Here is a 23,865-nt window from a genome sequence, read left to right on the forward strand (position 1 = left end):
GTTTCATTATACTTGCATGCGCATCATTTCTTGATAGGCTTCTATTACTTTATTCCTTACTTCCAACGTACCTTGTAAAGCAACCGATGCTTTATTTGCCGCAATCATTACTTCATGAAGGTCAATCGGCTCTTTTCTCGCCATCGCTTGAGTGGCAGCGGAAGATTGCAATTGTGCTTCATTTACTTTTGATAAAGCATCTGTCAATACTTGTTGAAACGATTGATTCGTAGACACGCTTTGCTTAGAAGTCGTTCCTTGATCGATTCCTAATTGGAAAGGGGATTGCATGGAATGGATGTGCATGGAATTAGCTTACCTCCCGATTTCTAATGACTTCATCAGCATATTTTTACTTGCTTGGAGAGCCGTGACATTCGCCTCATAAGAGCGAGTAGCACTTGTCATATCCACCATCTCACGGGCAATATCAACATTCGGTTTTGCCACATATCCTAAATCGTTCGCATCTGGATGAGTAGGATCATAAATAAGACTTGAAGGCGTTTGGTCATTAACAATGCCCGTTGCCACTACCCCTTCATTCAATTGTTCTTTAGCTCGATTTAAATGACTTGAAAACGATTGGGATTGTTGTACAACCATTTTTCGTTGGTATGGTTGCCACTCCCCATTAACGAGTTCTGCTCTCGTCGTATCTGCATTGGCAATGTTACTTGATGCCACGTCCATTCTTAAACGCTGCATCGTTAAAGCAGAACTTGATACATTCATACTATCGAACATCTTGTTGCCTCCTATCTACTTCCTTTAATAGCAGTTTCTAATGATTGGAAATTACTAGATATCCGATCTACAAGCGCCTGATGGTAAAGTTGATTTTCTGCCATCTTACTCATCTGTTTATCAATATCAACACTATTGCCATTGTGATTATACTGTTGCACTCGCTCTTGTAATCCCAGTGAATGAGAGTGTGGCAGTGGAAAGGCCAAGTGTCGTTCGTTTGTTTGTTTCGCTTGAAACTCATTAGAATTTGACTGAGCCGTTTGTAGGACATTTTGAAATGAAACTGACTTCTCTTTGTAATCTGGCGTATCAACATTAGCGATATTAGACGAGATGACTTTCTGCTGATTAGCCGCAAAGTGAAGCGCTTCTTCTAAAACCGAAATCGATTGTGTCGTAAACATCATACCCTCCAATCACGTTAAAAAAGACCTACAACTTTTAAAATAAGCATATTTTTCCAGTTGCTTTACATATGATAAAATTTTACTAGTTATTTTATCTTTTGTCTAAGCACTTTTAGTTTTTTTTTGATTTTGAGCAAAAAGAACTAAGTACAAAAAGATTTAATAAAACTAAATGCCTATAAATAAATAAGGGTACACATCTAAAAACCTATATAAATTTTTCTAACTCTGCTAAAATAATGGAAATTGTACTATCCGAATGGAAATAGGTCTTATTTTCCAGCCTCTTCTACTCGCATCAAAAAAAGTGCTACAATCATACGATTGTAGCACTTTAACTTTAACGATTTAGTTTTCTTTTAAACGATCTAATTCAACTAAGAACTTATCATTTAATACTTTAATATACGTTCCTTTCATACCTAAAGAACGTGATTCAATAACACCAGCACTTTCTAACTTACGAAGCGCATTTACGATTACAGAACGTGTAATACCAACACGGTCAGCAATCTTGCTTGCTACAAGTAAGCCTTCTCTGCCATCAAGCTCTTCAAAAATATGCTCAACCGCTTCAAGCTCACTGTAAGACAATGAACTAATAGCCATTTGTACAACCGCTTTACTTCTTGCTTCCTCTTCAATTTCTTGCGTCTTTTCATGAAGGATTTCCATACCTACTACTGTAGCACCGTACTCAGCTAAAATTAAATCATCGTCACTGAAATGATTTTCTAATCTTGAAAGAATAAGAGAACCTAGACGTTGGCCGCCACCTTTAATTGGTACAATCGTTGTTAAGCCATTTTTAAAAATGTCGCGATTTTCAACAGGGAACGCTGTGTATTCACTGTCCACTTCAATATTTGCAGAAGTTTCTTCAATTTTGAAAAGACCTTCTGTATACTCTTCTGGAAATTGACGATCATCTAACATTTTTTTCATGCGATCATTTTCAATTTCTTCTTCAATTGAAAATCCAAGAAGCTTTCCTCTTCTACTTACAACAAAGACATTTGATCCAATTGCTTCTCGCAATGTGATCGCCATCTCTCTAAAGTTTACGTGCTGACCACTTGTCTTTTGTAGCATTTCGTTAATTTTCCTTGTTCTTGTTAATAAATCCATTACGATTCTCTCCTTAAATGTCTATAATATGAATTGACTTAAATCTTGATTCTTTGCAATTGTTCCGAGTTTTTCTTCAACGTACTGCTCTGTAATCTCCAGTTGCTCCATGTTGATGTTCGGTGCTTCAAACGATAGATCTTCTAGCAATTTTTCTAAAAGCGTGTGCAATCTTCTTGCGCCAATGTTTTCTGTTTCTTGATTTACTTGACTTGCAATCGTCGCAATCTTATGAACAGCTTTGTCTGAAAAATGAATTTCTATACCTTCCGTTTGCAAAAGAGCTTGATATTGCTTTGTTAACGCATTATCCGGTTCAACTAATATCCGGACAAAGTCATCAACTGATAAGCTTCCGAGCTCGACCCGTATCGGGAACCGACCTTGTAGTTCAGGAATGAGGTCTGACGGTTTAGCCATATGAAATGCCCCTGCTGCAATAAACAAAATGTGGTCTGTTTTCACAGCTCCATATTTAGTCACAACTGTTGACCCTTCTACAATTGGTAAAATGTCACGCTGTACACCTTCTCGTGATACATTTGCCCCTTGATCATTCTTTCCCGCTACTTTATCGATCTCATCTATGAATATCATGCCTACTTGTTCGGCACGTTTAATGGCTTCTTGCGTCACATCATCCATATCAATTAGCTTTTGCGCTTCCTCTTCTGTTAAAACGACCCGCGCATCAGCAACAGACATACGTCTTTTTTTCTTTTTCTTTGGAACCATATTCCCGAGCATTTCTTGCATATTCATGCCCATTTGCTCCATGCCAGCTCCACCTTGAAACAAATCCATGAAGCCTTGCGATTGTTCAGAAACTTCAATGGTTACGACTCGATCTTCTAGTTCGCCATTTACAAGTTTATCGTACATTTTCTTTTTCAAGTTTGCACGATTTACATCTTCTTCTTCCTTCTTGCTCTCATCTTCATCTTCTTCATCCCCTGGAGATTGAAACAGCATCTCAAACGGATTTTTATAATTATTTTCTTTCTTCAAAGATGGAACAAGAAGATTGATTAACTTCTTATCAGCTAATTCTTTTGCTTGTTCACGAACGAGGCCAACTCGCTCTTCTTTAACAAGCCGGACGCTAGACTCAACTAAGTCACGTACCATGGATTCGACATCTCGTCCTACATAACCAACTTCAGTAAACTTTGTCGCTTCAACTTTAATGAAGGGTGCACCAACAAGCTTTGCCAGTCTCCTAGCAATTTCTGTTTTCCCAACTCCTGTAGGACCAATCATTAAGATGTTTTTCGGTGTAATCTCATCTCTCATATCTTGATCTAAAAGAGTCCGACGATAGCGATTCCTTAAAGCAATAGCAACAGAACGCTTAGCGCCTTGTTGACCTACAATATATTGATTCAGCCGTTCCACAATTTGACTCGGTGTTAGTGAACTAGTCATCTACTGCGCGCACTCCTTTGTCATGATTAAGATTTAAAGCTCTTCAACAATAATTTGATCATTGGTATACACACAAATTTCCGCCGCTGTCTTTAATGCTGCTTCTGCAATTTCTTTTGCCGATAGTTGCGGAGCAAACGTCTTTAAAGCCCGCCCCGCACTTAAAGCATAGTTTCCACCGGAACCAATTGCTAGAATACCATCATCTGGTTGAATAACTTCTCCAGTTCCAGAAACTAGCAGAAGATCGCTTTTATCCATTACGATTAGCATTGCTTCAAGCTTTCTAAGAACTCGATCACTTCGCCATTCTTTTGCAAGCTCTACAGAAGCACGCTGCAAATTACCGTTGTACTCTTCAAGCTTTGCTTCAAACTTTTCAAACAATGTAAATGCGTCTGCAACAGAACCAGCAAAACCTGCAATCACGTTGCCCTTAAAAAGTTTTCTCACTTTTCGGGCAGTATGCTTCATAACAACAGCATTCCCAAGCGTCACTTGACCATCGCCAGACATCGCAAATTGCCCTTTATGAGAAACAGCAAAAATCGTTGTTGCGTGAAAAGATTCCATTGTTAAGCGCTCCTTTTTTCGCACTAGGCTCTCGGATGAGCATTTTTATAGACTGTATACAAACGCTCTTTACTTACATGCGTGTATATTTGTGTGGTTTTTAACGACTGATGACCCAACAACTCTTGTACGGTTCGTAAGTCCGCCCCGCCATTTAACAAGTGTGTAGCAAAGGAATGCCGAATCGCATGGGGACTTATTTTTTTTTGTACAGCTGTTTGTTGAATCTTTTTTTCCACAATCTTCCGAATGCTTCGATCACTTAATTGGTTCCCTCTATTATTAAGAAACAACGCGGTTGATTGCACGCCTTCTTTTAACAATTTCGGTCTCGCTTCTTGTAAATAATCATGCAAAGCCGCTTCAGCTTTTTTTCCAAAAGGAACATAGCGCTCACGCCGGCCTTTCCCGAACACTCGAACCGTTCCGCTTTGCCAATGAACTTGTTCAAGGTGTAACAAACTACATTCTGACACGCGAATGCCCGTAGCATAAAGCAATTCGATAATTGCTTTATCACGCCTATCATAAGGAGTATTTGTTGGTAGCAACCCTAACCAATGATCCATTTCCTCTTCGTATAAGAAGCGAGGTAGCTTCTTATCCTGTTTAGGAGAATACGCATGTAAAAAAGGATTGATCGTAAGAAATTCTTCTCTTTCTAAAAATTTCCCGAAGCTACGCAACGATGATAGTTTGCGGGCAATCGTACGTTTTGAATAGCCTTCATCAACAAGGTGACTAACGAAATAACGAACATCTTGATGAACAAGTTCTTCTAGATGTTTAGTCGTATGTGTAGACAAATAGGTAAATAACTGTTCAATATCTTTCGAATAGTGAGTAACTGTCCATGCAGAACAATTTTTTTCTACTTCTAAATATCGAACAAACCAACTCAGCCATTGCGCTTCCTTGGACTCCACCACTTTGTCCTCCTTCTTAGAACTTATAAATTTTAACACATTTGCAGATCAAGAGGCAACAAAAGTCACATATCTTTCATAAAATTCTGAATTGACCCTAATGCTCGTTGAGCTAACGCTTCGTAACGTTCTTTTTTGTCTTTTATCCGAACATTCATCGGTGGAACAAGACCAAAGTTCGCATTCATCGGTTGAAAGTTGTCCGGGTTCGCTGTTGTAATGTACGCAGCCATACTACCAATCATCGTTTCCTCCGGGAAAGGAACTAGTTTTTCGCCAACACTTTGCTTGTACGCATTAATACCAGCCGTTAAACCTGCAGCAGCTGATTCTACATACCCTTCAACACCTGTAATTTGACCAGCGAAGAACAAATCGTCACGCATATGAGTTTGATAAGTCGGACGCAACAGCTTTGGCGAATTCAAAAATGTATTACGATGCATCACGCCATAGCGAACAATATCTGCATTTTCTAGACCTGGAATCATTCGAATGACTTCTTTTTGCGGTCCCCACTTCAAATGAGTTTGAAATCCAACCATATTATAAAGAGTACCAGATGTATTATCTTGTCTTAGTTGAACGACTGCATAAGGTCGCTTCCCTGTTTTCGGATCATCTAAACCTACTGGCTTTAATGGACCAAAGAGCATCGTTTTCCTTCCTCTTCCAGCCATTACTTCAATCGGCATACAACCTTCAAAGAAAATTTCTTTTTCGAACTCTTTTAACGGTACGGTTTCTGCCGCAATAAGCGCTTCATAAAATCGGTCAAACTCTTCTTCGGTCATTGGACAATTCAAGTAAGCAGCTTCACCTTTATCATAACGGCTTTTTAAATACACTTTGTCTCGGTCAATTGTTTCAGCATCGATAATAGGTGCAGCCGCATCATAGAAATAAAGTGATTCTTCCCCTGTTAGGGATTGTAGTTGCTCAGATAATGCTTTAGATGTTAAAGGGCCAGTTGCAATGATAGTTGGTCCATCTGGAATTGTTGTTAACTCTTCATTAACAACGGTTACATTTGGGTGCTCCTTGACATAGTTTGTTACTTTCGCTGCAAAATCATGACGATCAACAGCTAGCGCTCCACCAGCAGGAACAGCAGCTTCATCAGCAGCTTTAATAATAACTGAATCCAATTGACGCATTTCTTCTTTTAAAACACCGACGGCATTTGCAAGCGAATTCCCTCTTAACGAATTGCTACATACGAGCTCTGCGAATTTATCGGTATGATGCGCAGGCGTTTGCTTTACAGGTCTCATTTCGTACAACCTTACTTTACCGCCACGTTGAGCAATTTGCCACGCCGCTTCACTCCCTGCCAGACCAGCGCCAACTACGTGTATTTCTTTTCGCTCTGTCATGTTCATTCCCCTTTAATTCAATAACTAGTGAACGTTCTTTACAGTATGTACGTTCTATTTTCCATCTTCTCTCTTCGGCTGTGCCTGTATAGATGAACCGGCATTCGTTCATAGAAACGCCTCCACTCTTCGGCAGAGTGAAGGCTTCTTTTGTGATCGTACTCATATCATAGTCTCTTTAGTCATTAATTTCAACTAATAGCTACTATAAAACGATGAATTTCGACATTTTACTGTTTTTCTTCCTCATAATCACATGAAGTACATGCGACGAATACACCTTTTTTCGATTTCTTTTCAACTAAAAGGTTTTCACACTTCGGACAAGGACGGGCAATTGGCTTATCCCATGACACAAATTCACACTCTGGATAGCGATCACACCCATAAAAAATGCGGCGTTTTTTACTTTTTCGTTCGACAATATTGCCTTCCTTACATGTCGGACATTTTACACCGATGTCTTTTACAATGGCTTTCGTGTTTCGGCAATCAGGAAAATTAGAACAAGCCATAAATTTACCATAGCGCCCCATTTTATAAACCATTTCATGGCCACACTTCTCGCAATCTTCCCCTGCTGGCTCGTCTTTAATTTCAACTTCTTCCATTTCTTCTTCTGCTACTTCGAGTCGCTTCTCAAAGCTTTTATAAAATTGATCGATAATCTCAATCCAATTATCTCGTCCGTCTTCAATACTATCCAGATCTTCTTCCATTTTCGCCGTAAATTCAACATCCAAAATCTCTGGGAAAAACTCAACGATTAAATCTAATACAATTTCCCCTAACTCCGTTGGCACAAAGCGCTTTTCATCAAGTGCAACGTAGCCTCGACGCTGGATGGTATCAAGGGTAGGTGCATACGTTGATGGGCGTCCAATACCAAGTTCTTCTAACGTTTTTACGAGTCGTGCCTCCGTATAACGCGGAGGTGGCTGGGTAAAGTGTTGATTTGGATTAAGCTCTTGTTTTTCAACGATTTCACTTTCTTGCAAGTCAGGAAGAAGACGATCTTCTTCTTTTTTGTTATCGTCATTTCCTTCAATATACACTTTCATGAAACCTGGAAATTTTAGCTTTGAGCCGTTTGCACGAAAAATAACACCATTATTTTCTAAATCTACGGTCATTGTATCCATTACAGCAGGTGCCATTTCACTTGCAACAAGGCGTTCCCATACTAAGCGATATAAGCGTAACTGATCTCGAGACAAATATTCCTTCATTTGCTTAGGCTCATACATCACAGACGTTGGGCGAATCGCTTCGTGCGCATCCTGGGTTTTCTTATCTTGCTTTTGCTTTTGCACTTCTTTTTTCGTATACTCTTCGCCATAATTTTTCTGAATGTACTCAAACGTCTCTTGTTTTGCAGTATCAGAAATTCTTGTAGAGTCTGTTCGCATATAGGTAATGAGACCAACCGTTCCTTGCTTTCCTAAATCAATCCCTTCATAAAGTTGCTGGGCAATAAGCATGGTTTTCTTTGCTCTAAAATTCAGCTTACGAGCAGCTTCTTGCTGTAAGGAAGAGGTTGTAAACGGTGCAACAGGATTTCGTTTGCGCTCACGTTTTTTCACTTCAGCGATACGAAAATTGGCTCCACTCAATGTGCCGAGAACATGATTAACGTCTTCTTCGGTAGAAAGTGTCTCTTTGTTTCCGTTTATACTGTGGAATCGGGCTTCAAATTGTTCTTGCCCATAAGAAAATTGTCCTTGAATACTCCAATACTCTTCTGGCACAAAAGATTGAATTTCTTTTTCTCGGTCTGTTATTAATTTGACAGCGACAGATTGAACACGTCCTGCGCTTAGTCCTTTTTTTACTTTCTTCCATAATAACGGTGAAATGTTATAACCCACTAGTCGGTCAAGAATACGTCTTGCTTGTTGTGCATCAACGAGATCCATATTAATCGGTCTCGGCTGTTTAAAAGCATCTTTAATAGCATTTTTCGTAATCTCATTAAAAACAACACGACAGTCTGAGTGCTCATCAATATTAAGACTATGGGCTAAATGCCACGCAATTGCTTCCCCTTCACGATCCGGGTCAGCCGCAAGATAAATGCGCTTCGCTTTTTTTGCTGCAGTCTTTAATTCTTTTAACACTGGTCCTTTACCACGTATTGTAATATACCGAGGCTCATAATTTTCTTCTACACTAACGCCCATTTGGCTTTTAGGCAAATCTCTCACGTGACCCATAGAAGCTTTAACGACATACTTCTTACCTAAATACTTACCAATGGTTTTGGCTTTAGCGGGAGATTCCACGATTACTAAATAATCGGACATGTAAAGCAGCTCCCTCATCTTAGTTTCTCTATTTATGAATTAAATCTTCCTCATTATTAAACAGACTTTCCCCGTTTGTCAAACCGAACTTCACTTAATTAGGAAAATCGCTTTCGTTCGATGGAATTCGACATAAAGTTTGGCATGTATTCAAATAAAGCATTTTCATTGTATAGACAGTAAGCCCCCTGACTAATTAGCCAGTTCGTTCCTTCTGATTCTGGCGCAAAAATAGAACCCGGCACCGCAAATACTTCTCGACCTTGCTCCAGAGCTAGGTCAGCTGTAATAAGGGAACCGCTTTTTCGCTTTGCTTCTATAATAATAGTGGCATAGGACAAGCCACTAATGATTCGGTTTCGTGTTGGAAAGTGCCATTTTTGTGGCTTCACGTGGGGAGGGTATTCACTTACAACGAGCAATGATTGTGCAGAGGTATTTTGTAAAAATGTTTGATTTTCAGGTGGGTAGGGATGGGAAAAACCTGCAGCGGTAACTGCAATGGTACAGCCGCCTGTCTTGATGGCACTTTGGTGAGCTTCTGTATCTACTCCTCTAGCAAGACCACTTACAATCGCACTATTTGTTTCTACTAAGACAGTCGACAGTTTTTTGACTACTTGTTTACCGTAAAGCGTTGGAGTACGAGAACCAACAACGGCCACTTTTTTCATCGTTAATAGCTGTAGATTCCCTTTACAGTATAACAAAATAGGAGGATCATAAATGTGTGCGAGAAGAGAAGGATAATGTGGATCATTAATTGTAAGTGGATAGATATTGTGATGATGCAACATAGTGAGGTACTCGAAGGGATCAGATCGGTTAAGCCATTGCACGAGCTTTGTAGCAGCTAACTCGCTTATTAAAAGATTTTTCTTTATTTCATTTACCGAGGCGTTGTAAATGTTTTGAATGGTCGGATCCCATGCTACTAAACGCTTCCATACGTTTGTTTGGGAATAAAGAATGGCATGTACATGAACGATGCGAGCACAGCGATGATCGATGGCACTCAGTCCTTTCTAGAAATTTAGAGAAAACTCCTTGCATGTCTGCAAGGAGTTTCTTACCCTTTTAATGGGTAACACTTTTGTCGTAAATGTCATTTGCTTTCAAAGATTCAATGAGTGTTTCACCCATAACAGATGGAGTTGCGGCAACGCGAATTCCACACGCTTCCATTGTTTTAATCTTTTCTTCCGCTGTTCCTTTACCGCCAGAGATAATCGCACCAGCATGGCCCATACGTTTTCCTGGAGGAGCCGTTTGGCCACCAATAAAGCCAACAACAGGTTTCGTCATATTTGCTTTCACCCATTCAGCCGCTTCTTCTTCAGCTGTTCCACCAATTTCACCAATCATAATAACCGCATACGTATCAGGGTCATCGTTGAAGAGTGATAACACATCAATAAAGTCCGTTCCGTTTACCGGATCTCCACCAATACCAACAGCAGAAGACTGACCAATACCAGCTGTTGAAAGTTGGTGAACCGCTTCATACGTAAGTGTTCCTGAACGAGACACAACACCAATATGGCCTTTTTTATGAATATAGCCTGGCATAATACCAATTTTACATTCATCTGGCGTAATGACACCAGGACAGTTTGGACCAATTAATCTCGTTTTCTTCCCTTTCATATAGCGCTTTACATTGACCATATCAAGCACTGGAATACCTTCTGTAATACAGATTGCTAGATCAAGCTCAGCATCTGTTGCTTCCATAATGGCATCCGCTGCAAATGCAGGTGGTACGTAAATAACGGTCGCATTCGCACCAGTCGCTTTTACCGCTTCTTCAACTGTATTAAAAACCGGAACCCCTTCAATTTCAGTGCCGCCTTTACCAGGAGTAACACCACCAACTACATTCGTACCATACTCAAGCGCTTGCTTCGTATGAAACAAACCAGTAGCGCCAGTAATACCTTGAACAATCACTTTCGTATCTTTATTAATTAAGATGCTCATTTGTCTAGCTCCACCCTTCTATTTCACTAAAGCTACAATTTTTTGTGCGCCATCGGCCATTGAATCAGCAGCTGTAATATTTAAGCCTGACTCTTTTAATAGTTGTTTTCCAAGCTCCACGTTCGTACCTTCTAAACGAACAACTAATGGAATCTCAAGTCCAACTTCTTTCGTAGCTGTAATGACGCCTTCAGCGATAATGTCACATTTCATAATTCCTCCGAAAATGTTCACAAAAATACCTTTTACATTTTCATCAGATAAAATGAGCTTAAATGCTTCAGTTACTTTTTCCGCTGTCGCACCGCCCCCAACGTCAAGGAAGTTCGCGGGATCACCATTGTAATGCTTAATGATATCCATTGTAGCCATAGCGAGACCAGCTCCATTAACCATGCAGCCGATATTTCCATCTAATGCAATATAATTTAAGTCATGTTTAGAAGCTTCAATCTCTTTTACATCTTCTTCTTCTAAATCACGTAATTCGACAATATCTTTATGACGATAAAGCGCATTGGAATCAAAATTGAATTTCGCATCAAGCGCCATTACTTTGCCATCTCCTGTTGTAACTAGAGGGTTAATTTCAGCAATGGATGCGTCTTTATCAACAAACACTTTGTATAGACCCATCATAAATTTAACCGCTTGACCAACAAGCTCTTTCGGTATGTTTATGTTAAATGCAACACGTCTTGCTTGAAATCCTTGTAAGCCGACAGCTGGATCAATCACTTCTTTAAAGATTTTTTCAGGTGTTGCTTCCGCTACCTCTTCAATCTCTGTTCCACCTTCTTCAGATGCCATAAGGACAACGCTTGATGTTGCACGGTCGACTACGAGTCCAATATAGTACTCATTTTTGATGTCGCAACCTTCTTCAACGAGTAAGCGCTTTACTTCTTTACCTGCTGGCCCAGTTTGGTGTGTAACAAGTGTTTTACCAAGAATCTCATCCGCATATGTACGAACGTCTTCCAAATTTTTTGCGACTTTAACGCCACCTGCTTTTCCACGTCCGCCTGCATGAATTTGCGCTTTTACGACAGACACAGAAGAACCAAGTTCCTTTGCCGCTTCTACTGCTTCGTCAACAGAGAATGCTACTTTACCGTTTGGAACGGCAACTCCGTAAGAACGAAGAATTTCTTTACCCTGATACTCATGGATATTCATTCTCTCTCCAGCCTCCTGTTATATCATACACTCGACTCTCGTGTACGAGAATTTTCGTTACTAAGACGAAATCCTTTTTTATTTTAGCATTTTTTTTCATGCTTGTGGAGGGGTAAACGCTATCATTCCGACAATTTCATTTCTTTTCTTTATTATTTTTCTTTTTTTCGGTTTTTTTCTTGTCTTTGTCACCTTTTTCAAACAATTCCTTAAATCCCTTTGCCTGCTGCTCTTGCTGAACCTGAGGAAACATTTGGCCAAATTCCCCTGAAAATTCTTCTTCATGATTCCGTTTGTTCGACATACACACGCCTCCATTTTTCTTTTTAATATGGTCAAAATGAAGGCTTTTATGTACGTTGAACTAAATTCGAAAGTCCAATGACATTTTTTGAGTCATTTGCTGTTGCTTTAAAGCGACGTATGCAAACATACTCTTTTTAAAGTGATCTGTCGACGTATCCCAATGATGGTTTTTCAAACACGTATAGGCGGCTTGAACAGTCGTTAATGATGGTTGAGTACGGAGCGCACCACCCTTTATCATGTCTGCACACTCTGGGAATTGATTTAGTTGTTGAGCAATCGTTTCCGGTGTTAACGCTTGCTGTTGGATCGTATGAATCCATAAAACGTGTTCATCTGTTAGAGACAAATTCCACTCCTTCACACATTGATTAACAATCGTTTTAAAGCTGGTTGAGGTCATGTTCAACTGTTTTTTTAAGGTGAATAGGTCGCGAATAAGGCTATGACTAATGGGACTTTGGCTAGTGTAATACACGTTTAATAACCACTCGTTTATACAGAAATATGCTGCTACAGCGGCTATCGTTGGCTTTGTTTGAAGAAGACGCAGCGTCAGAGCTGGGGCAGGCTTTGTTAGTTGAAACCAATAGCTTTTTCCTACTACTAACTCTGCATCCGTATAGGCAATGAGCTGTTGATTCTGAATGCGAATTCTCGCTCTCTTTTTTTGTGGGTAAAGGGCAACGATTGCTCCAAAAACGAGTTGATTTGTTTTCCACACGATTGCCATCTATTGATCCTTCGGGTGAATACGCGACTTTCCCCGCTCAAGCACAGGTCTAAACGTACGACGATGTTCCCTTGTCATGCCGTACATTTCTAATGCGTCTAGATGCTGTTTCGTCCCGTAACCAGCATGTTGCTCAAATCCATACTCTGGATAAACGTGGGCTAGTTGTTCCATGTAGTCATCGCGCCATACTTTAGCGAGTACCGAACCCGCTGCAATGGATATACTTTTTGAATCACCCTTAATGAGGGAACGTTGGGAAGTGTCTATTGGAAGCTCAATCGCATCAAGTAATAAATAATCTGCTCCAACACGTAATTGTTGAATCGCTTGCACCATCGCTCGTTTTGTTGCAATCAAGATATTTGTTTCATCAATCTCTTTAGCAGACATGCTTACAATTTGATAATCCACCGCGTGCTCTTTTATGTATGCTGCATACTGCTCACGATTTTCTTTCGATAATTTCTTTGAATCCGTTAAACCGAGTAACTTAAAGTCTGTTGGTAAAATCACTGCAGCAGCTGTAACGGGTCCAGCCAATGGTCCTCTCCCTACTTCATCTACACCGCAAATGGCTTGGTACCCTTGTTGACGTAATTCAAGCTCATAAATGCTCATTTCTTGATGCATTTGCTCAATAGAAGCCATTCTCATTTGGGCCGCATCGTATCGTTTCAGTAGTGCCTGTACACCTTTTCGATGATCTTCTCTTAGTCCATTCACTTGTTCGGTCGTTAATTCGTTGTTCGCCAATTGGCTTTTTATGGTTGTTATTGAAATCACGTTCTTCTTCTCCTTTTTTTCTTTTCATCTATGATATAGTAGGAATGCATGATTTATAGAGTAGGAGTTTATATGTATGGCATTATCAGAAGTCATTATTCTTATTGTTATCGGCTTTATAGCTGGAGTCATTAACACCGTTTCAGCAGGAGGTTCTTTATTAACATTACCATTACTACTTTTTATTGGGTTACCTGCAACAGAAGCAAACGCAACAAACCGAGTGGCGATCGTCGCTCAAAGCATCACGTCCATTATTACCTTTAAACGAAAGCAATCGCTTCAACTAAGAAAAAATGCAACGATCTATTTAACTTCGGCTGTTGGCGCTATTTTCGGTGCTTTTTCGGCTTTGTCGATTAGTGACCGTACATTCGTTTTTATTTTGGCTCTTACTATGGTCACATCCATTTTATTTTTAATTTGGAATCCCCTCAAAGCTGTAAATCGCTCTGTTACACTAACGCCCTTCATGTCGTTTTTAGGTGGTGCACTAACGATTGGAATTGGATTTTATAGTGGCTTCATTCAAGTCGGTGTCGGCTTTTATATTATGATTCTCGCTATCTTACTGTATAAAAGATCATTCGCTGAAGCAACGCTTATAAAAATCATTGTTGCTGGTGTATCTGTGTCACTCTCTCTTGTCATTTATGCAGCTAATGGACAAGTCAACTGGCTCGTAGGGGTTGTTCTCGCTTCTGGTAATATGGCCGGAGCGCTATTAGGTAGCCGTATCGTTTTAGGAAAACAAACAAAATGGATTCGTATCGTTCTTATCTGCACGATCTTGTTAATGGCTATTCGCCTACTGTTCGAACTGTACACTTAATCGTTTCTTACGCACAAAACCGAGAATGCGATAACGCCATTCTCGGTCTATACGGTTCACTTATTCAGGCGTTGGCACACGCTCTAACGTTATTCGTCCAATCGTGCCGCTTCTAAGCTCTCTTAATAGTAGTTCTGCCGTACGATCGTAATCAACAAGCCCTCCGCGCAACATACAACCTCGTTTACGACCAATCTCATCAAACAGACTACCCATATCTTCACCATCTATATCATCGTCAAGCTGATAGCGCTTTTTTATGAGTTCAGGATAAACGTCGAGACAATAGCGCAGAACGAACGCCGCCACGTCCCCATAATCAAGCAATTCATCTTTAATAGCGCCAGTCGCAGCTAAACGAAAACCAACTTCTTGGTCTTCAAATTTCGGCCATAATATTCCTGGGGTATCAAGTAGATCTAAACTTGTGCCTACTTTAATCCATTGCTGTTGCTTCGTAATTCCAGGTCGATCGCCTACTTTTGCTTGCCGTTTATTGACGAGGCGATTAATAAACGTCGACTTTCCAACATTAGGAATACCCAGAATGACCGCTCGAAGCGCCCTAGGCTTCATTCCTTTTGATTCCCATTTTCTATATAAATCTTTTGCTAGTGCTTGGCACGCTGGTACAATCTTTTTGACTCCTTGACCGGTTTGGGAGTTTACTTCAACGACTGCATGACCTTGCCGTTCAAAAAAATGCTTCCAGTGTTCTGTTTGTTTCGGATCTGCTAAATCTGTTTTATTTAATAAAATAAGACGAGGCTTATGCTGGACAAGCTCATCAATGACAGGGTTTTGCGAAGACACTGGAATTCGTGCGTCTAAGAGCTCAATGACAACGTCGATCATCGACAGTTTCTCATTGATCTCTCGTCGTGCTTTCGCCATATGCCCTGGATACCATTGAATGGTTTTCATTTCTACACCTACTTACTATTCTACAATTGATATATTTTCAAAAGGGTAAAAGATGACATTTGCTTTTCCAATGACATCTTCTTTTGAAACGAGTCCGATGGCACGGCTATCTTTACTTAAGCGTCGATTATCTCCCATAACAAAATACGATTCTTCTGGAATGATGGTATTACCTGTAATCTCTTCCAACGTAAAATCACCTGTTAACAGTTGACCTTGTTGGACGCTTTTCTTTAAACCTTCAAGATAGGGTTCTTCTACAGCCTCTCCGTTAATGAACAAAGTATCCTCTCGATAAACTAACTCATCACCTGGTACGCCAATTACTCGTTTAATATAATTTTTTCCTTCAGGGGCATGAAACACAATGATATCAAACCGCTCTGGTTTTGAAAATGCATATTCAATTTGATTCACAATCATTTTGTCACCAGAATCAAGCGTTGGCTGCATCGAGTGACCGTCTACCACAATCGGCGCCAACAAAAACATGCGGACGAGAACAGTTGTAATTAAAGCAATGCTGAGGATCTTTGCCCACTCTACAAGATTTGCGCGACTTTTCATCTCGTGCCCTCCCTTCCTTCTATCATACCATGTTTTAATCCGTCAGGCATCGAATATTGAAAAGGGTTTTTCCTTTTATAAGCGTAGCAGACAGTCCCTTTATTTCTTCATGTCGTACGTTTCCCTGAGAAAATAGACGTCTCATTGGACGCAAAAAGAAGCGCCCCTCATATCGAGGAACGCCTCTTCTTTAGTGGTCATATAGACTACAACCACAGATGGTACATTAACGACGGATTTCTTTAATACGTGCTTTTTTACCACGTAGGCTACGTAGGTAATAAAGTTTCGCACGACGTACGCGTCCTTGACGCTTCACTTCGATCTTTTCGATCTTTGGTGAATGTAATGGGAATGTACGTTCAACACCTACACCGTAAGAGATTTTGCGTGCAATAAACGTTTCGCTGATACCAGATCCACGACGCTTAATGACAACACCTTCAAATAACTGAATACGCTCACGAGTACCCTCAACAACTTTTACGTGAATTGAAAGAGTATCCCCTGGACGAAAATCAGGATGATCAGTACGCAACTGCTCTGTAGTGATTTCTTTAATAAGGTTGCTCATCGTATCGTTCCCTCCTTCCCTACAGACATTCTTGCTTACTTAAGCAGCGGAATATCGTAATCTCGCTAATGAATGCTCATTAGTCACAACTATTATCATAGCATAAACCATTGCCTTAGACAACCAACCAATTAAATTCTTTCAAGCTTCGGTAGCCCTAAAATTGAAAAGACAACTTCTAATTGCTGCTTGACGAGCTCTGTTAGTTTTAACCGTCTCTTTTGCTCGTCAGGTGTCGCTTTAATAACAGGACAAAGCGCATAGAAACGATTGTATAAACTTGCTAATTCAAATGCAAATGTACAAAGCAAATTCGGCTCTAATTCACTAATCGAGCGTTCAAATGTACCATTCCAGCCAGACACATGTTTGAGAATCGCTCGTTCAGCGTCTTCCGCTTCGGCAAATGACCCTTCTGTTGAAGTTAAGTCGGCTGCTTGAGCTTTTTGCAAAATGCTATTTGCCCGTGCATACGTGTAAATTAAATAGATTCCTGTGTTACCTGTTACTTGTGTAGCCTCGTCTAAATCAAAAATAATATCCGATGTTGTGTTATAGCGCAACATATTGTAACGAATTGCGGCAAATGTCAGTGCTTGAATCGTTTGCTCATTTGCCTCTGGGCTTTGCACGCGTATGGCTTCTTTCATTTCCACAATTAACTCACTGATTTTGATGCCAATTCCTTTACGACCAGACATCGCATACACTTCTTTCCCTTCTACCGTTTCTAAACCAAGCTTAGATGCCGTATTTTTACTAAGGGATACGACGCCGTAGGAAACGTGCTTTAATTGAGCAGCTTCCGTCTCGTAGCCAGCAGCGTGAAGGGCTTGCTTCACAACTTTCTGAGGATATTCTTGACGATAATCAATGACATTAATGACTGCGTTTCCTCGCCCAAACGGTTGTGGTTGCCCTACTGCACTGGTTGTCCAAAGAGTCTCTGTTTTTTGCTTGTACAAAAAGTCATTTTCTAGTAAACCAAATTTCCACATGTGGTAAGCAATATCTTTTGCCGTATACGTTAACACACCATTAGACCGGATCAATACTTTGTCTGCTTGATGTTCAGCAGACTCTTCATTTGCCTCTTGCTTATCATTCGTGCGAATGACCCAGCAGCCAGCTTGAGGACCGTGTTCTTGTTTAAAAAACACCTCAGTTGTTTTTAATTTTTCAAATGCCCGATCCCAGAATCCATTCGCAATGATGTCTCGCTCCCACACTAACAAATCGTAAGTAATATCAAACTGTCCCATTTCTTCGACGTGCTCGGCAGACAACTTATCTGCAACTGCGTAACCAAGCCAAGAGATACTGTTATTACCTTCTTCAAGCTTATGTAATACATTATCACGCTTATCTGTAGATAACTCACCTTTATCGTACATCTGATTTAAAGACGAATAAACATCCCAACAATAGTCACCAAAGCGGGTTGCCGGTTTATCAGACTCCGTATGAAGAAGTGCCGTAAGGGTATCTGCCAGCTGGTTACCGAGGTCATCGATATAGTTATGCGTTTCCACTTCATGATGATCCTGTTTCATCATTCGTGCTAGCGTATCACCAATACATGCGTTTCGTAAATGGCCAATATGTGCTGATTTATTTGGATTAATGGATGTATGCTCAATGACAACTTTTTGTTTATCCACCTGTTTGTCCGTTGATGCAAAGAAAGCGACCTTATCCCAAGCTATAAAGAAGTTAATAAACCCCGGTCGAACAACATCTATTTGTTTAACCGGCAACTTTGTTTCTACAAGCTTCTCTTTTAGATCAAGCGCAATATCATATGGATTTTTCTTCGCAACCCGCGCAAGTTTCATCGCAATATTCGTTGCGTAGTCACCATGAGCAAGCTGTGCTGGCTGCTCAATTTCCACCTGCACATCGCAATCGTACGTTTTCACAATGTCTTTAATGGTTTGTTGAAGAATTTGGCCGATTTCCATTCTATTACTCCTTTGTTTTATTGTTTCGTTTCGCTCTTTAACTGTTCAATAAATGCTGCCTCTTCTTTTGTTAGTGCATACCCATTTAATAAATCCGGACGTCGCTTGAACGTTCGGCGCAACGATTCTTCTCTTCGCCACTTCTCAATATTTTCATGATGGCCAGAGCGCAAAACATCCGGAACGGTTAGACCTCGAAATGTAGCTGGCCTTGTATAATGAGGGTGTTCTAACAGCCCAGTAGAATAAGAATCGGTTACCGCAGAATCTTCATTACCAAGCACACCTGGAAGAAGACGTGTAATACTGTCAGCAAGAACCATTGCTGCGAGTTCACCACCAGTAAGAACAAAATCACCAATTGAAATTTCATCTGTAACAAGTGACTCTCGCACCCGCTCATCAAAACCTTCATAATGTCCACAAAGGAAGACGATATGGTCTTCTTGAGAAAATTCTTCTGCTTTTGCTTGTGTAAAACGTTCCCCTTGAGGACATAGGAGTACAATTCTTGGCTTTTTCCCGCCTTGTTCAGTCACATGATCTACTGCATCAAAAATTGGTTGAGGGGTTAGCACCATGCCTGCACCACCGCCATATGGATAATCGTCCACTTTTCGATGTTTATTCGTTGTAAATTCGCGGAAATCAATTGCTTGAAACGTAACGAGTCCTTTTTCCTGAGCTTGTTTTAATATAGATGACCCAAACACACCTGTAAACATTTCTGGAAATAGTGTTAAAATATCTATTTTCATGCATCATCCAGTCCTTCAAGTAGGTGCACCTTGACTGTGCCTTCGTCTATGTTCACTTCTTTAATGACGTCTTCAATATAAGGAAGCAATAAGTCTTTCTTGCCTTTTCGTTCTACAACCCAGACGTCATTAGCGCCTGTTTCAATAATATCTTTAATGACCCCTAAAGAATGACCGTCTTCATCAACAGCTTGACAACCAATAATTTCATGGTAATAAAACTCGTGTTCTCCAAGCTCGCTTAATTGTTGTTCAGAAACGTATAAATAGTTTCCTTTAAACACTTCCACTTCATTTATGTTCGTATAGCCTTCGAATGTTAATAAGTCAAAATTTTTATGTTTACGATGGCTTTTTACGCTAATCATAGTGCCTCGTTCATCCGGTGAAGATGCAATCTTCAACTGGGAACCAACTGCAAACCGCTCTTCACCAAAATCTGTATTCGATAGCACACGCACTTCTCCACGAACGCCATGTGTGTTTACTAATCTTCCTACATTAAACCAGTTTGTCATGTGTCTCTGTTCTCACTTTCTCTAATCTCATGAACAACACCATCTTTAATAACAATCGTAAGCTCATTTTCAGCAGAAACCCACTTTGCACCAATTTCGACATCAATGAGCACGTCTGCCATTTCAAAGAACAACTCACTTCCTTCTGCCAAATGATTAAGCTGGTCCAATTTAAACTGAATCGATTGTTGTTTTTCTTGACGCCTGTTAATTTCATGATCGAATTTTTCTTTTAATGAAGGACCCATTTGCGAGGATGTTTTCTTTTGCGCATGATGATATTGAAATTCTAGTTGTTTTATCTCACGATCTAGCTGCACCTTTTCTTCTTCAAATGATCGGGACAGTTCAGCTCGTTTCGTCGACGTTAATACATGCTTAACAGACGCTTTTCGAATGCATTTCATCACACATTCCTCCTATGCAAAAAAAGGGTGAGGTTTCCCTCTCCCTTTTCAGTCAGCAATATCGAGTCGCACACGCTCATGTTGTTTGTTCGCAGCATAAAGCACTGAACGAATCGCCTTCGCTGTTCTTCCTTGCTTTCCAATCACTTTTCCCATATCATCTGGATGTACAGAAAGACGCAAGACGGTTGTTCTTTCCTCATGGGCTTCTTCGACTTGCACAGCATCAGGGTAATCCACTAATGATTTCGCAATATGTTCAACCAAAGCTTTCATCCATTTGATCCTCCTCGGGAGTGATTATTTTGCGTTCTTTTCGTTGTGAAGCTTCTCCATAAGACCCGCATTTGAGAACAAGTTACGAACGGTATCAGAAGGTTTTGCACCTTTTAACATCCACTCAAGTGCTTTGTCCTCTTTAATGTTCACTTGTGCTGGTTGAGCGATTGGGTTGTATGTTCCAATCTCTTCAATGAATCGTCCATCACGTGGGAAACGAGAATCTGCAACTACTACACGGTAAAATGGGGCTTTTTTAGATCCCATACGTTTTAATCGAATTTTAACAGCCATTAGCTGTACACCTCCAAATAATATTAAACACAATTTTTAATCATATCATTAATGATACGTTCGGACAAGGTTTTTTTAAATCATTAAGATTTAAAATGGGAGTTTAAACCCACCAAGACCTTTGCCGCGTTTCTTTCCTTTACCTGCCTGCATCCCTGTCATTTGCTTCATCATCTTCTTCATATCTTCAAACTGCTTTAGCAAACGATTCACATCTTGAATGGTTGTACCGCTTCCTTTTGCAATTCGCTTCCGACGACTTCCGTTTATGACAGCGGGATCACGTTTTTCGAGAGGCGTCATTGACTTCACAATCGCTTCCACTCGAACGAGCTGATGTTCATCAACCTTTAAGTCTTTCATACCTTTTTTGTTCATTCCAGGCATCATGCCAAGTAAATCTTCTAAAGGACCCATGCTTTTAACTTGCTCGAGTTGCTCTAGAAAATCATCAAATGTAAAATCCATCGTCCGCAATTTCTTTTCAAGCTCTTTTGCTTTCTCTTCATCTACATTTGTTTGCGCCTTTTCAATTAAAGAGAGTACATCACCCATCCCAAGAATTCGAGACGCCATACGTTCAGGATGAAACGGCTCAAGCTGATCAATCTTTTCACCCATACCAGCAAACTTAATCGGTGTGTTTGTCACAGCTTTAATTGAAATGGCAGCCCCACCACGAGTATCGCCATCGAGCTTTGTTAACACTGCCCCGGTGACATCAAGCTGTTCGTTAAAACTTTCTGCAACGTTCACAGCATCTTGACCGGTCATTGAGTCAACGACAAGCAAGATTTCATCTGGCTTAACCATTTCCTTAATATCGGTGAGCTCTTTCATTAACGTTTCATCAATGTGTAGACGACCTGCCGTATCAAGGATAACATAATCATGATGCTCTTCTTTCGCCTTTTGAACCGCTTGTTTTGCAATTTCAACTGGACTTACTTGATCGCCTAGAGAAAACACAGGCATATCAAGCTGTTTACCAAGGGTTTCGAGCTGTTTAATGGCAGCTGGACGATAAATATCACAGGCCACTAAGAGAGGCTTTCGATTATGGTTTTTACGCAAATGATTCGCAAGCTTTGCAGTGGTTGTTGTTTTACCAGCCCCTTGCAAGCCAACCATCATGACAATCGTTGGGGCCTTAGGCGCTACAGCAATCTTACTTTGTTCAGAGCCCATTAGCGCTGTTAACTCTTCATTAACGACTTTTATCACTTGTTGACCTGGCGTCAGACTTTTCATGACCTCTTGTCCTAGCGCCTTTTCTTTTACACTCGCAATAAACTGCTTCACGACTTTGAAGTTAACATCTGCTTCAAGAAGGGCGAGGCGAACTTCACGCATCATATCTTTAACGTCTTGTTCACTTACTTTCCCTTTTCCGCGGATTTTGGTTAACGTATCTTGCAGGCGTGCGGCGAGTCCTTCAAAAGCCAATCAAATCGCCTCCTACGTCCTAATCAAGTTTCTCTAATTGATCCGTCAGTTCATTCAACAGTTGGCCACGATCGTCTTTTTTTGCATAATCTCGCAACTGAGCAAAAATAGAGCGACGGGCTTCAAACTTCTCTAGCAGACCAAGCTTTGCTTCGTAATCTTCAAGCATTGTTTCTGTTCGTCGAATGTTATCGTAGACCGCTTGGCGACTTACTTCGTATTCATCCGCAATTTCACCAAGCGAATAGTCATCTAAATAGTAACGGGTCATATAGTTTTGCTGTTTCTCCGTTAATAAGGGCTGATAAAAATCAAACAAGTAGTTCATGCGTAACGTTTTATCGAGCATGGTCAAATCTCCTTGTTAAGTCAATTCCCTTTACGTTTAAACATGTTACTACATCAAGCTTCTACTGTCAAGATTTTATCTTAACAACATTTTTTATGCCTCTTTTGTTTCAATCATATCTTTAAATAAACCATATACAAATTGCTCTGCGTTAAACGGTTGTAGATCATCTTTTTGCTCTCCTAAACCAATAAACTTCACAGGTATATCAAGCTCTTGTCTTACCGCAATAACAATTCCACCTTTTGCTGTTCCATCAAGCTTCGTTAATACTAGCCCGGTAACATCTGTTGCTTGTCCAAATGCTTTCGCCTGCGCTAAGGCATTTTGCCCTGTAGTGGCATCAAGTGCGAGCAATACTTCGTGAGGAGCGCCAGGTACTTCTCGCTCAATAACTCGCTTTACTTTTGCTAACTCATTCATTAAGTTTACTTTATTTTGCAATCGTCCCGCCGTATCACAAATAAGTACGTCCGCTTTACGAGACTTTGCCGCTGCTACAGCATCATACATCACCGCCGCTGGATCAGAGCCTGCTTGCTGTTTTATAACAGGAACACCCACTCGTTCCCCCCATACGTCAAGCTGCTCAATCGCACCAGCACGAAACGTATCTCCTGCTGCAAGAACAACAGATTTCCCTTGCGTTTTCAAGTAGTGAGCAAGCTTTCCAATAGACGTCGTTTTACCGACACCATTTACGCCAACAACAAGAATAACCGTTAATTCTTGCTCCTGTATGTTTAAGGTCGTATCATCGCCATCTTTTTCAAGCAATCCAGCTAACTTCTCCGAGATAACCGGCTGGATATCAGCGGTATCTTTAATGTTGCGAAGCTTTACTTCCTCTTTAAGCTCGTCAACCAATTCCATCACATTGGATACACCGACATCAGCACTAATGAGAAGTTCTTCAAGCTCTTCAAAAAAATCTTCATCCACTTTACGATAGCGAGCAACGAGCTCATTCATTTTTCCTGAAAAATTTGTTCTTGTTTTTTCAAGCCCTGTCTTAAACTTATCTGTTACATCGGTGGTTTGTTGTGTCATTTTCTCTTTTAATTTTTTAAAGAAACTCATTGGC

Annotated in this window: 29 protein-coding genes; 1 reads left to right on the plus strand and 28 read right to left on the minus strand. The window is 40.4% G+C overall.

Annotated elements, in window-relative coordinates:
• Positions 1-6: 6 nt before the first annotated feature.
• The 16 genes from fliE to rnhB all read right to left on the minus strand — a co-directional run bounded on the left by fliE (position 7) and on the right by rnhB (position 13,872).
• A complete protein-coding gene (gene fliE, locus PQ477_RS20155) occupies positions 7-306 on the minus strand; it encodes a flagellar hook-basal body complex protein FliE (protein WP_035396963.1) in 300 nt (99 codons plus the stop codon).
• A 9-nt stretch (positions 307-315) separates the two neighbouring features.
• Positions 316-747 (minus strand): flagellar basal body rod protein FlgC, encoded by a 432-nt coding sequence (gene flgC, locus PQ477_RS20160; protein ID WP_035396962.1) that lies wholly within the window; start codon positions 745-747, stop codon positions 316-318.
• An 11-nt stretch (positions 748-758) separates the two neighbouring features.
• Positions 759-1,154 carry a flagellar basal body rod protein FlgB gene (gene flgB, locus PQ477_RS20165; RefSeq protein ID WP_052008164.1) on the minus strand — a complete coding sequence of 132 codons (396 nt, stop codon included), beginning with the start codon at positions 1,152-1,154 and terminating at the stop codon, positions 759-761.
• Between the two features lie 351 nt (positions 1,155-1,505).
• Positions 1,506-2,285 carry a GTP-sensing pleiotropic transcriptional regulator CodY gene (codY, locus tag PQ477_RS20170; RefSeq protein WP_144559174.1) on the minus strand — a complete coding sequence of 260 codons (780 nt, stop codon included), beginning with the start codon at positions 2,283-2,285 and terminating at the stop codon, positions 1,506-1,508.
• A 21-nt stretch (positions 2,286-2,306) separates the two neighbouring features.
• A complete protein-coding gene (gene hslU, locus PQ477_RS20175; RefSeq protein ID WP_144559175.1) occupies positions 2,307-3,710 on the minus strand; it encodes an ATP-dependent protease ATPase subunit HslU in 1,404 nt (467 codons plus the stop codon).
• A 33-nt stretch (positions 3,711-3,743) separates the two neighbouring features.
• Positions 3,744-4,283, minus strand: coding sequence for an ATP-dependent protease subunit HslV (hslV, locus tag PQ477_RS20180; RefSeq protein WP_035396960.1), 540 nt, complete (start codon positions 4,281-4,283; stop codon positions 3,744-3,746).
• Between the two features lie 23 nt (positions 4,284-4,306).
• Positions 4,307-5,212: a tyrosine recombinase XerC gene (gene xerC / locus PQ477_RS20185; protein ID WP_144559176.1), complete on the minus strand. Its 906-nt coding sequence runs from the start codon at positions 5,210-5,212 to the stop codon at positions 4,307-4,309.
• Between the two features lie 62 nt (positions 5,213-5,274).
• On the minus strand, positions 5,275-6,585 hold the full coding sequence (gene trmFO / locus PQ477_RS20190; RefSeq protein ID WP_144559177.1) for an FADH(2)-oxidizing methylenetetrahydrofolate--tRNA-(uracil(54)-C(5))-methyltransferase TrmFO: 1,311 nt from the start codon (positions 6,583-6,585) through the stop codon (positions 5,275-5,277).
• Positions 6,533-6,751 (minus strand): hypothetical protein, encoded by a 219-nt coding sequence (locus PQ477_RS20195; RefSeq protein ID WP_148297334.1) that lies wholly within the window; start codon positions 6,749-6,751, stop codon positions 6,533-6,535. The genes trmFO and PQ477_RS20195 overlap by 53 nt, the downstream gene beginning before the upstream one ends.
• A 64-nt stretch (positions 6,752-6,815) precedes the next feature.
• Complete coding sequence (gene topA / locus PQ477_RS20200; RefSeq protein ID WP_035396956.1) at positions 6,816-8,888, minus strand: type I DNA topoisomerase; 2,073 nt, start codon at positions 8,886-8,888, stop codon at positions 6,816-6,818.
• Between the two features lie 98 nt (positions 8,889-8,986).
• Positions 8,987-9,685: a DNA-processing protein DprA gene (dprA, locus tag PQ477_RS20205; RefSeq protein WP_274272764.1), complete on the minus strand. Its 699-nt coding sequence runs from the start codon at positions 9,683-9,685 to the stop codon at positions 8,987-8,989.
• Between the two features lie 280 nt (positions 9,686-9,965).
• Positions 9,966-10,868, minus strand: coding sequence for a succinate--CoA ligase subunit alpha (gene sucD / locus PQ477_RS20210; RefSeq protein ID WP_035396954.1), 903 nt, complete (start codon positions 10,866-10,868; stop codon positions 9,966-9,968).
• Between the two features lie 18 nt (positions 10,869-10,886).
• A complete protein-coding gene (sucC, locus tag PQ477_RS20215) occupies positions 10,887-12,047 on the minus strand; it encodes an ADP-forming succinate--CoA ligase subunit beta (protein ID WP_274272765.1) in 1,161 nt (386 codons plus the stop codon).
• A 136-nt stretch (positions 12,048-12,183) separates the two neighbouring features.
• Positions 12,184-12,351: a hypothetical protein gene (locus PQ477_RS20220; RefSeq protein ID WP_158332032.1), complete on the minus strand. Its 168-nt coding sequence runs from the start codon at positions 12,349-12,351 to the stop codon at positions 12,184-12,186.
• 60 nt (positions 12,352-12,411) lie between these two features.
• Entirely contained in the window at positions 12,412-13,086 is a 675-nt protein-coding gene (locus tag PQ477_RS20225) for a hypothetical protein (protein WP_274272766.1), read from the minus strand.
• Positions 13,087-13,872 carry a ribonuclease HII gene (gene rnhB / locus PQ477_RS20230; protein WP_035396947.1) on the minus strand — a complete coding sequence of 262 codons (786 nt, stop codon included), beginning with the start codon at positions 13,870-13,872 and terminating at the stop codon, positions 13,087-13,089.
• A gap of 76 nt (positions 13,873-13,948) precedes the next feature.
• On the opposite strand from rnhB, the gene PQ477_RS20235 reads away from it, so the two are divergent.
• Positions 13,949-14,704, plus strand: coding sequence for a sulfite exporter TauE/SafE family protein (locus tag PQ477_RS20235; RefSeq protein ID WP_144559181.1), 756 nt, complete (start codon positions 13,949-13,951; stop codon positions 14,702-14,704).
• A gap of 60 nt (positions 14,705-14,764) precedes the next feature.
• Here PQ477_RS20235 and ylqF read toward each other — a convergent pair whose 3' ends face one another.
• The 12 genes from ylqF to ftsY form a co-directional block, all read right to left on the minus strand.
• Positions 14,765-15,628: a ribosome biogenesis GTPase YlqF gene (ylqF, locus tag PQ477_RS20240; protein WP_035396943.1), complete on the minus strand. Its 864-nt coding sequence runs from the start codon at positions 15,626-15,628 to the stop codon at positions 14,765-14,767.
• A 15-nt stretch (positions 15,629-15,643) separates the two neighbouring features.
• Positions 15,644-16,195, minus strand: coding sequence for a signal peptidase I (lepB, locus tag PQ477_RS20245; protein WP_035396941.1), 552 nt, complete (start codon positions 16,193-16,195; stop codon positions 15,644-15,646).
• A gap of 226 nt (positions 16,196-16,421) precedes the next feature.
• Positions 16,422-16,769, minus strand: a complete 348-nt coding sequence (gene rplS / locus PQ477_RS20250; RefSeq protein ID WP_035396938.1) for a 50S ribosomal protein L19 — start codon at positions 16,767-16,769, stop codon at positions 16,422-16,424.
• A 131-nt stretch (positions 16,770-16,900) separates the two neighbouring features.
• Entirely contained in the window at positions 16,901-18,730 is a 1,830-nt protein-coding gene (locus PQ477_RS20255; protein WP_274272767.1) for an arginine--tRNA ligase, read from the minus strand.
• A 17-nt stretch (positions 18,731-18,747) separates the two neighbouring features.
• Positions 18,748-19,488 (minus strand): tRNA (guanosine(37)-N1)-methyltransferase TrmD, encoded by a 741-nt coding sequence (gene trmD / locus PQ477_RS20260; RefSeq protein ID WP_035396936.1) that lies wholly within the window; start codon positions 19,486-19,488, stop codon positions 18,748-18,750.
• A complete protein-coding gene (gene rimM / locus PQ477_RS20265) occupies positions 19,485-20,006 on the minus strand; it encodes a ribosome maturation factor RimM (protein ID WP_035396935.1) in 522 nt (173 codons plus the stop codon). The genes trmD and rimM overlap by 4 nt, the downstream gene beginning before the upstream one ends.
• Entirely contained in the window at positions 20,003-20,413 is a 411-nt protein-coding gene (locus tag PQ477_RS20270; RefSeq protein ID WP_035396934.1) for a YlqD family protein, read from the minus strand. The genes rimM and PQ477_RS20270 overlap by 4 nt, the downstream gene beginning before the upstream one ends.
• A 48-nt stretch (positions 20,414-20,461) precedes the next feature.
• Positions 20,462-20,689, minus strand: a complete 228-nt coding sequence (locus tag PQ477_RS20275; RefSeq protein WP_035396933.1) for a KH domain-containing protein — start codon at positions 20,687-20,689, stop codon at positions 20,462-20,464.
• 24 nt (positions 20,690-20,713) lie between these two features.
• Positions 20,714-20,986 carry a 30S ribosomal protein S16 gene (gene rpsP / locus PQ477_RS20280; RefSeq protein WP_035396932.1) on the minus strand — a complete coding sequence of 91 codons (273 nt, stop codon included), beginning with the start codon at positions 20,984-20,986 and terminating at the stop codon, positions 20,714-20,716.
• A 90-nt stretch (positions 20,987-21,076) separates the two neighbouring features.
• Positions 21,077-22,432, minus strand: a complete 1,356-nt coding sequence (gene ffh, locus PQ477_RS20285) for a signal recognition particle protein (RefSeq protein WP_144559184.1) — start codon at positions 22,430-22,432, stop codon at positions 21,077-21,079.
• A gap of 19 nt (positions 22,433-22,451) precedes the next feature.
• Positions 22,452-22,781: a putative DNA-binding protein gene (locus PQ477_RS20290; RefSeq protein WP_144559185.1), complete on the minus strand. Its 330-nt coding sequence runs from the start codon at positions 22,779-22,781 to the stop codon at positions 22,452-22,454.
• Positions 22,782-22,874: 93 nt separating this feature from the next.
• On the minus strand, positions 22,875-23,861 hold the full coding sequence (gene ftsY, locus PQ477_RS20295; protein ID WP_144559186.1) for a signal recognition particle-docking protein FtsY: 987 nt from the start codon (positions 23,859-23,861) through the stop codon (positions 22,875-22,877).
• Positions 23,862-23,865 lie beyond the last annotated feature (4 nt).

Origin of the sequence: Shouchella hunanensis, from assembly GCF_028735875.1 — a bacterium.
In the GTDB taxonomy this organism is placed as follows: Bacteria; Bacillota; Bacilli; order Bacillales; family Bacillaceae_D; genus Shouchella; species Shouchella hunanensis.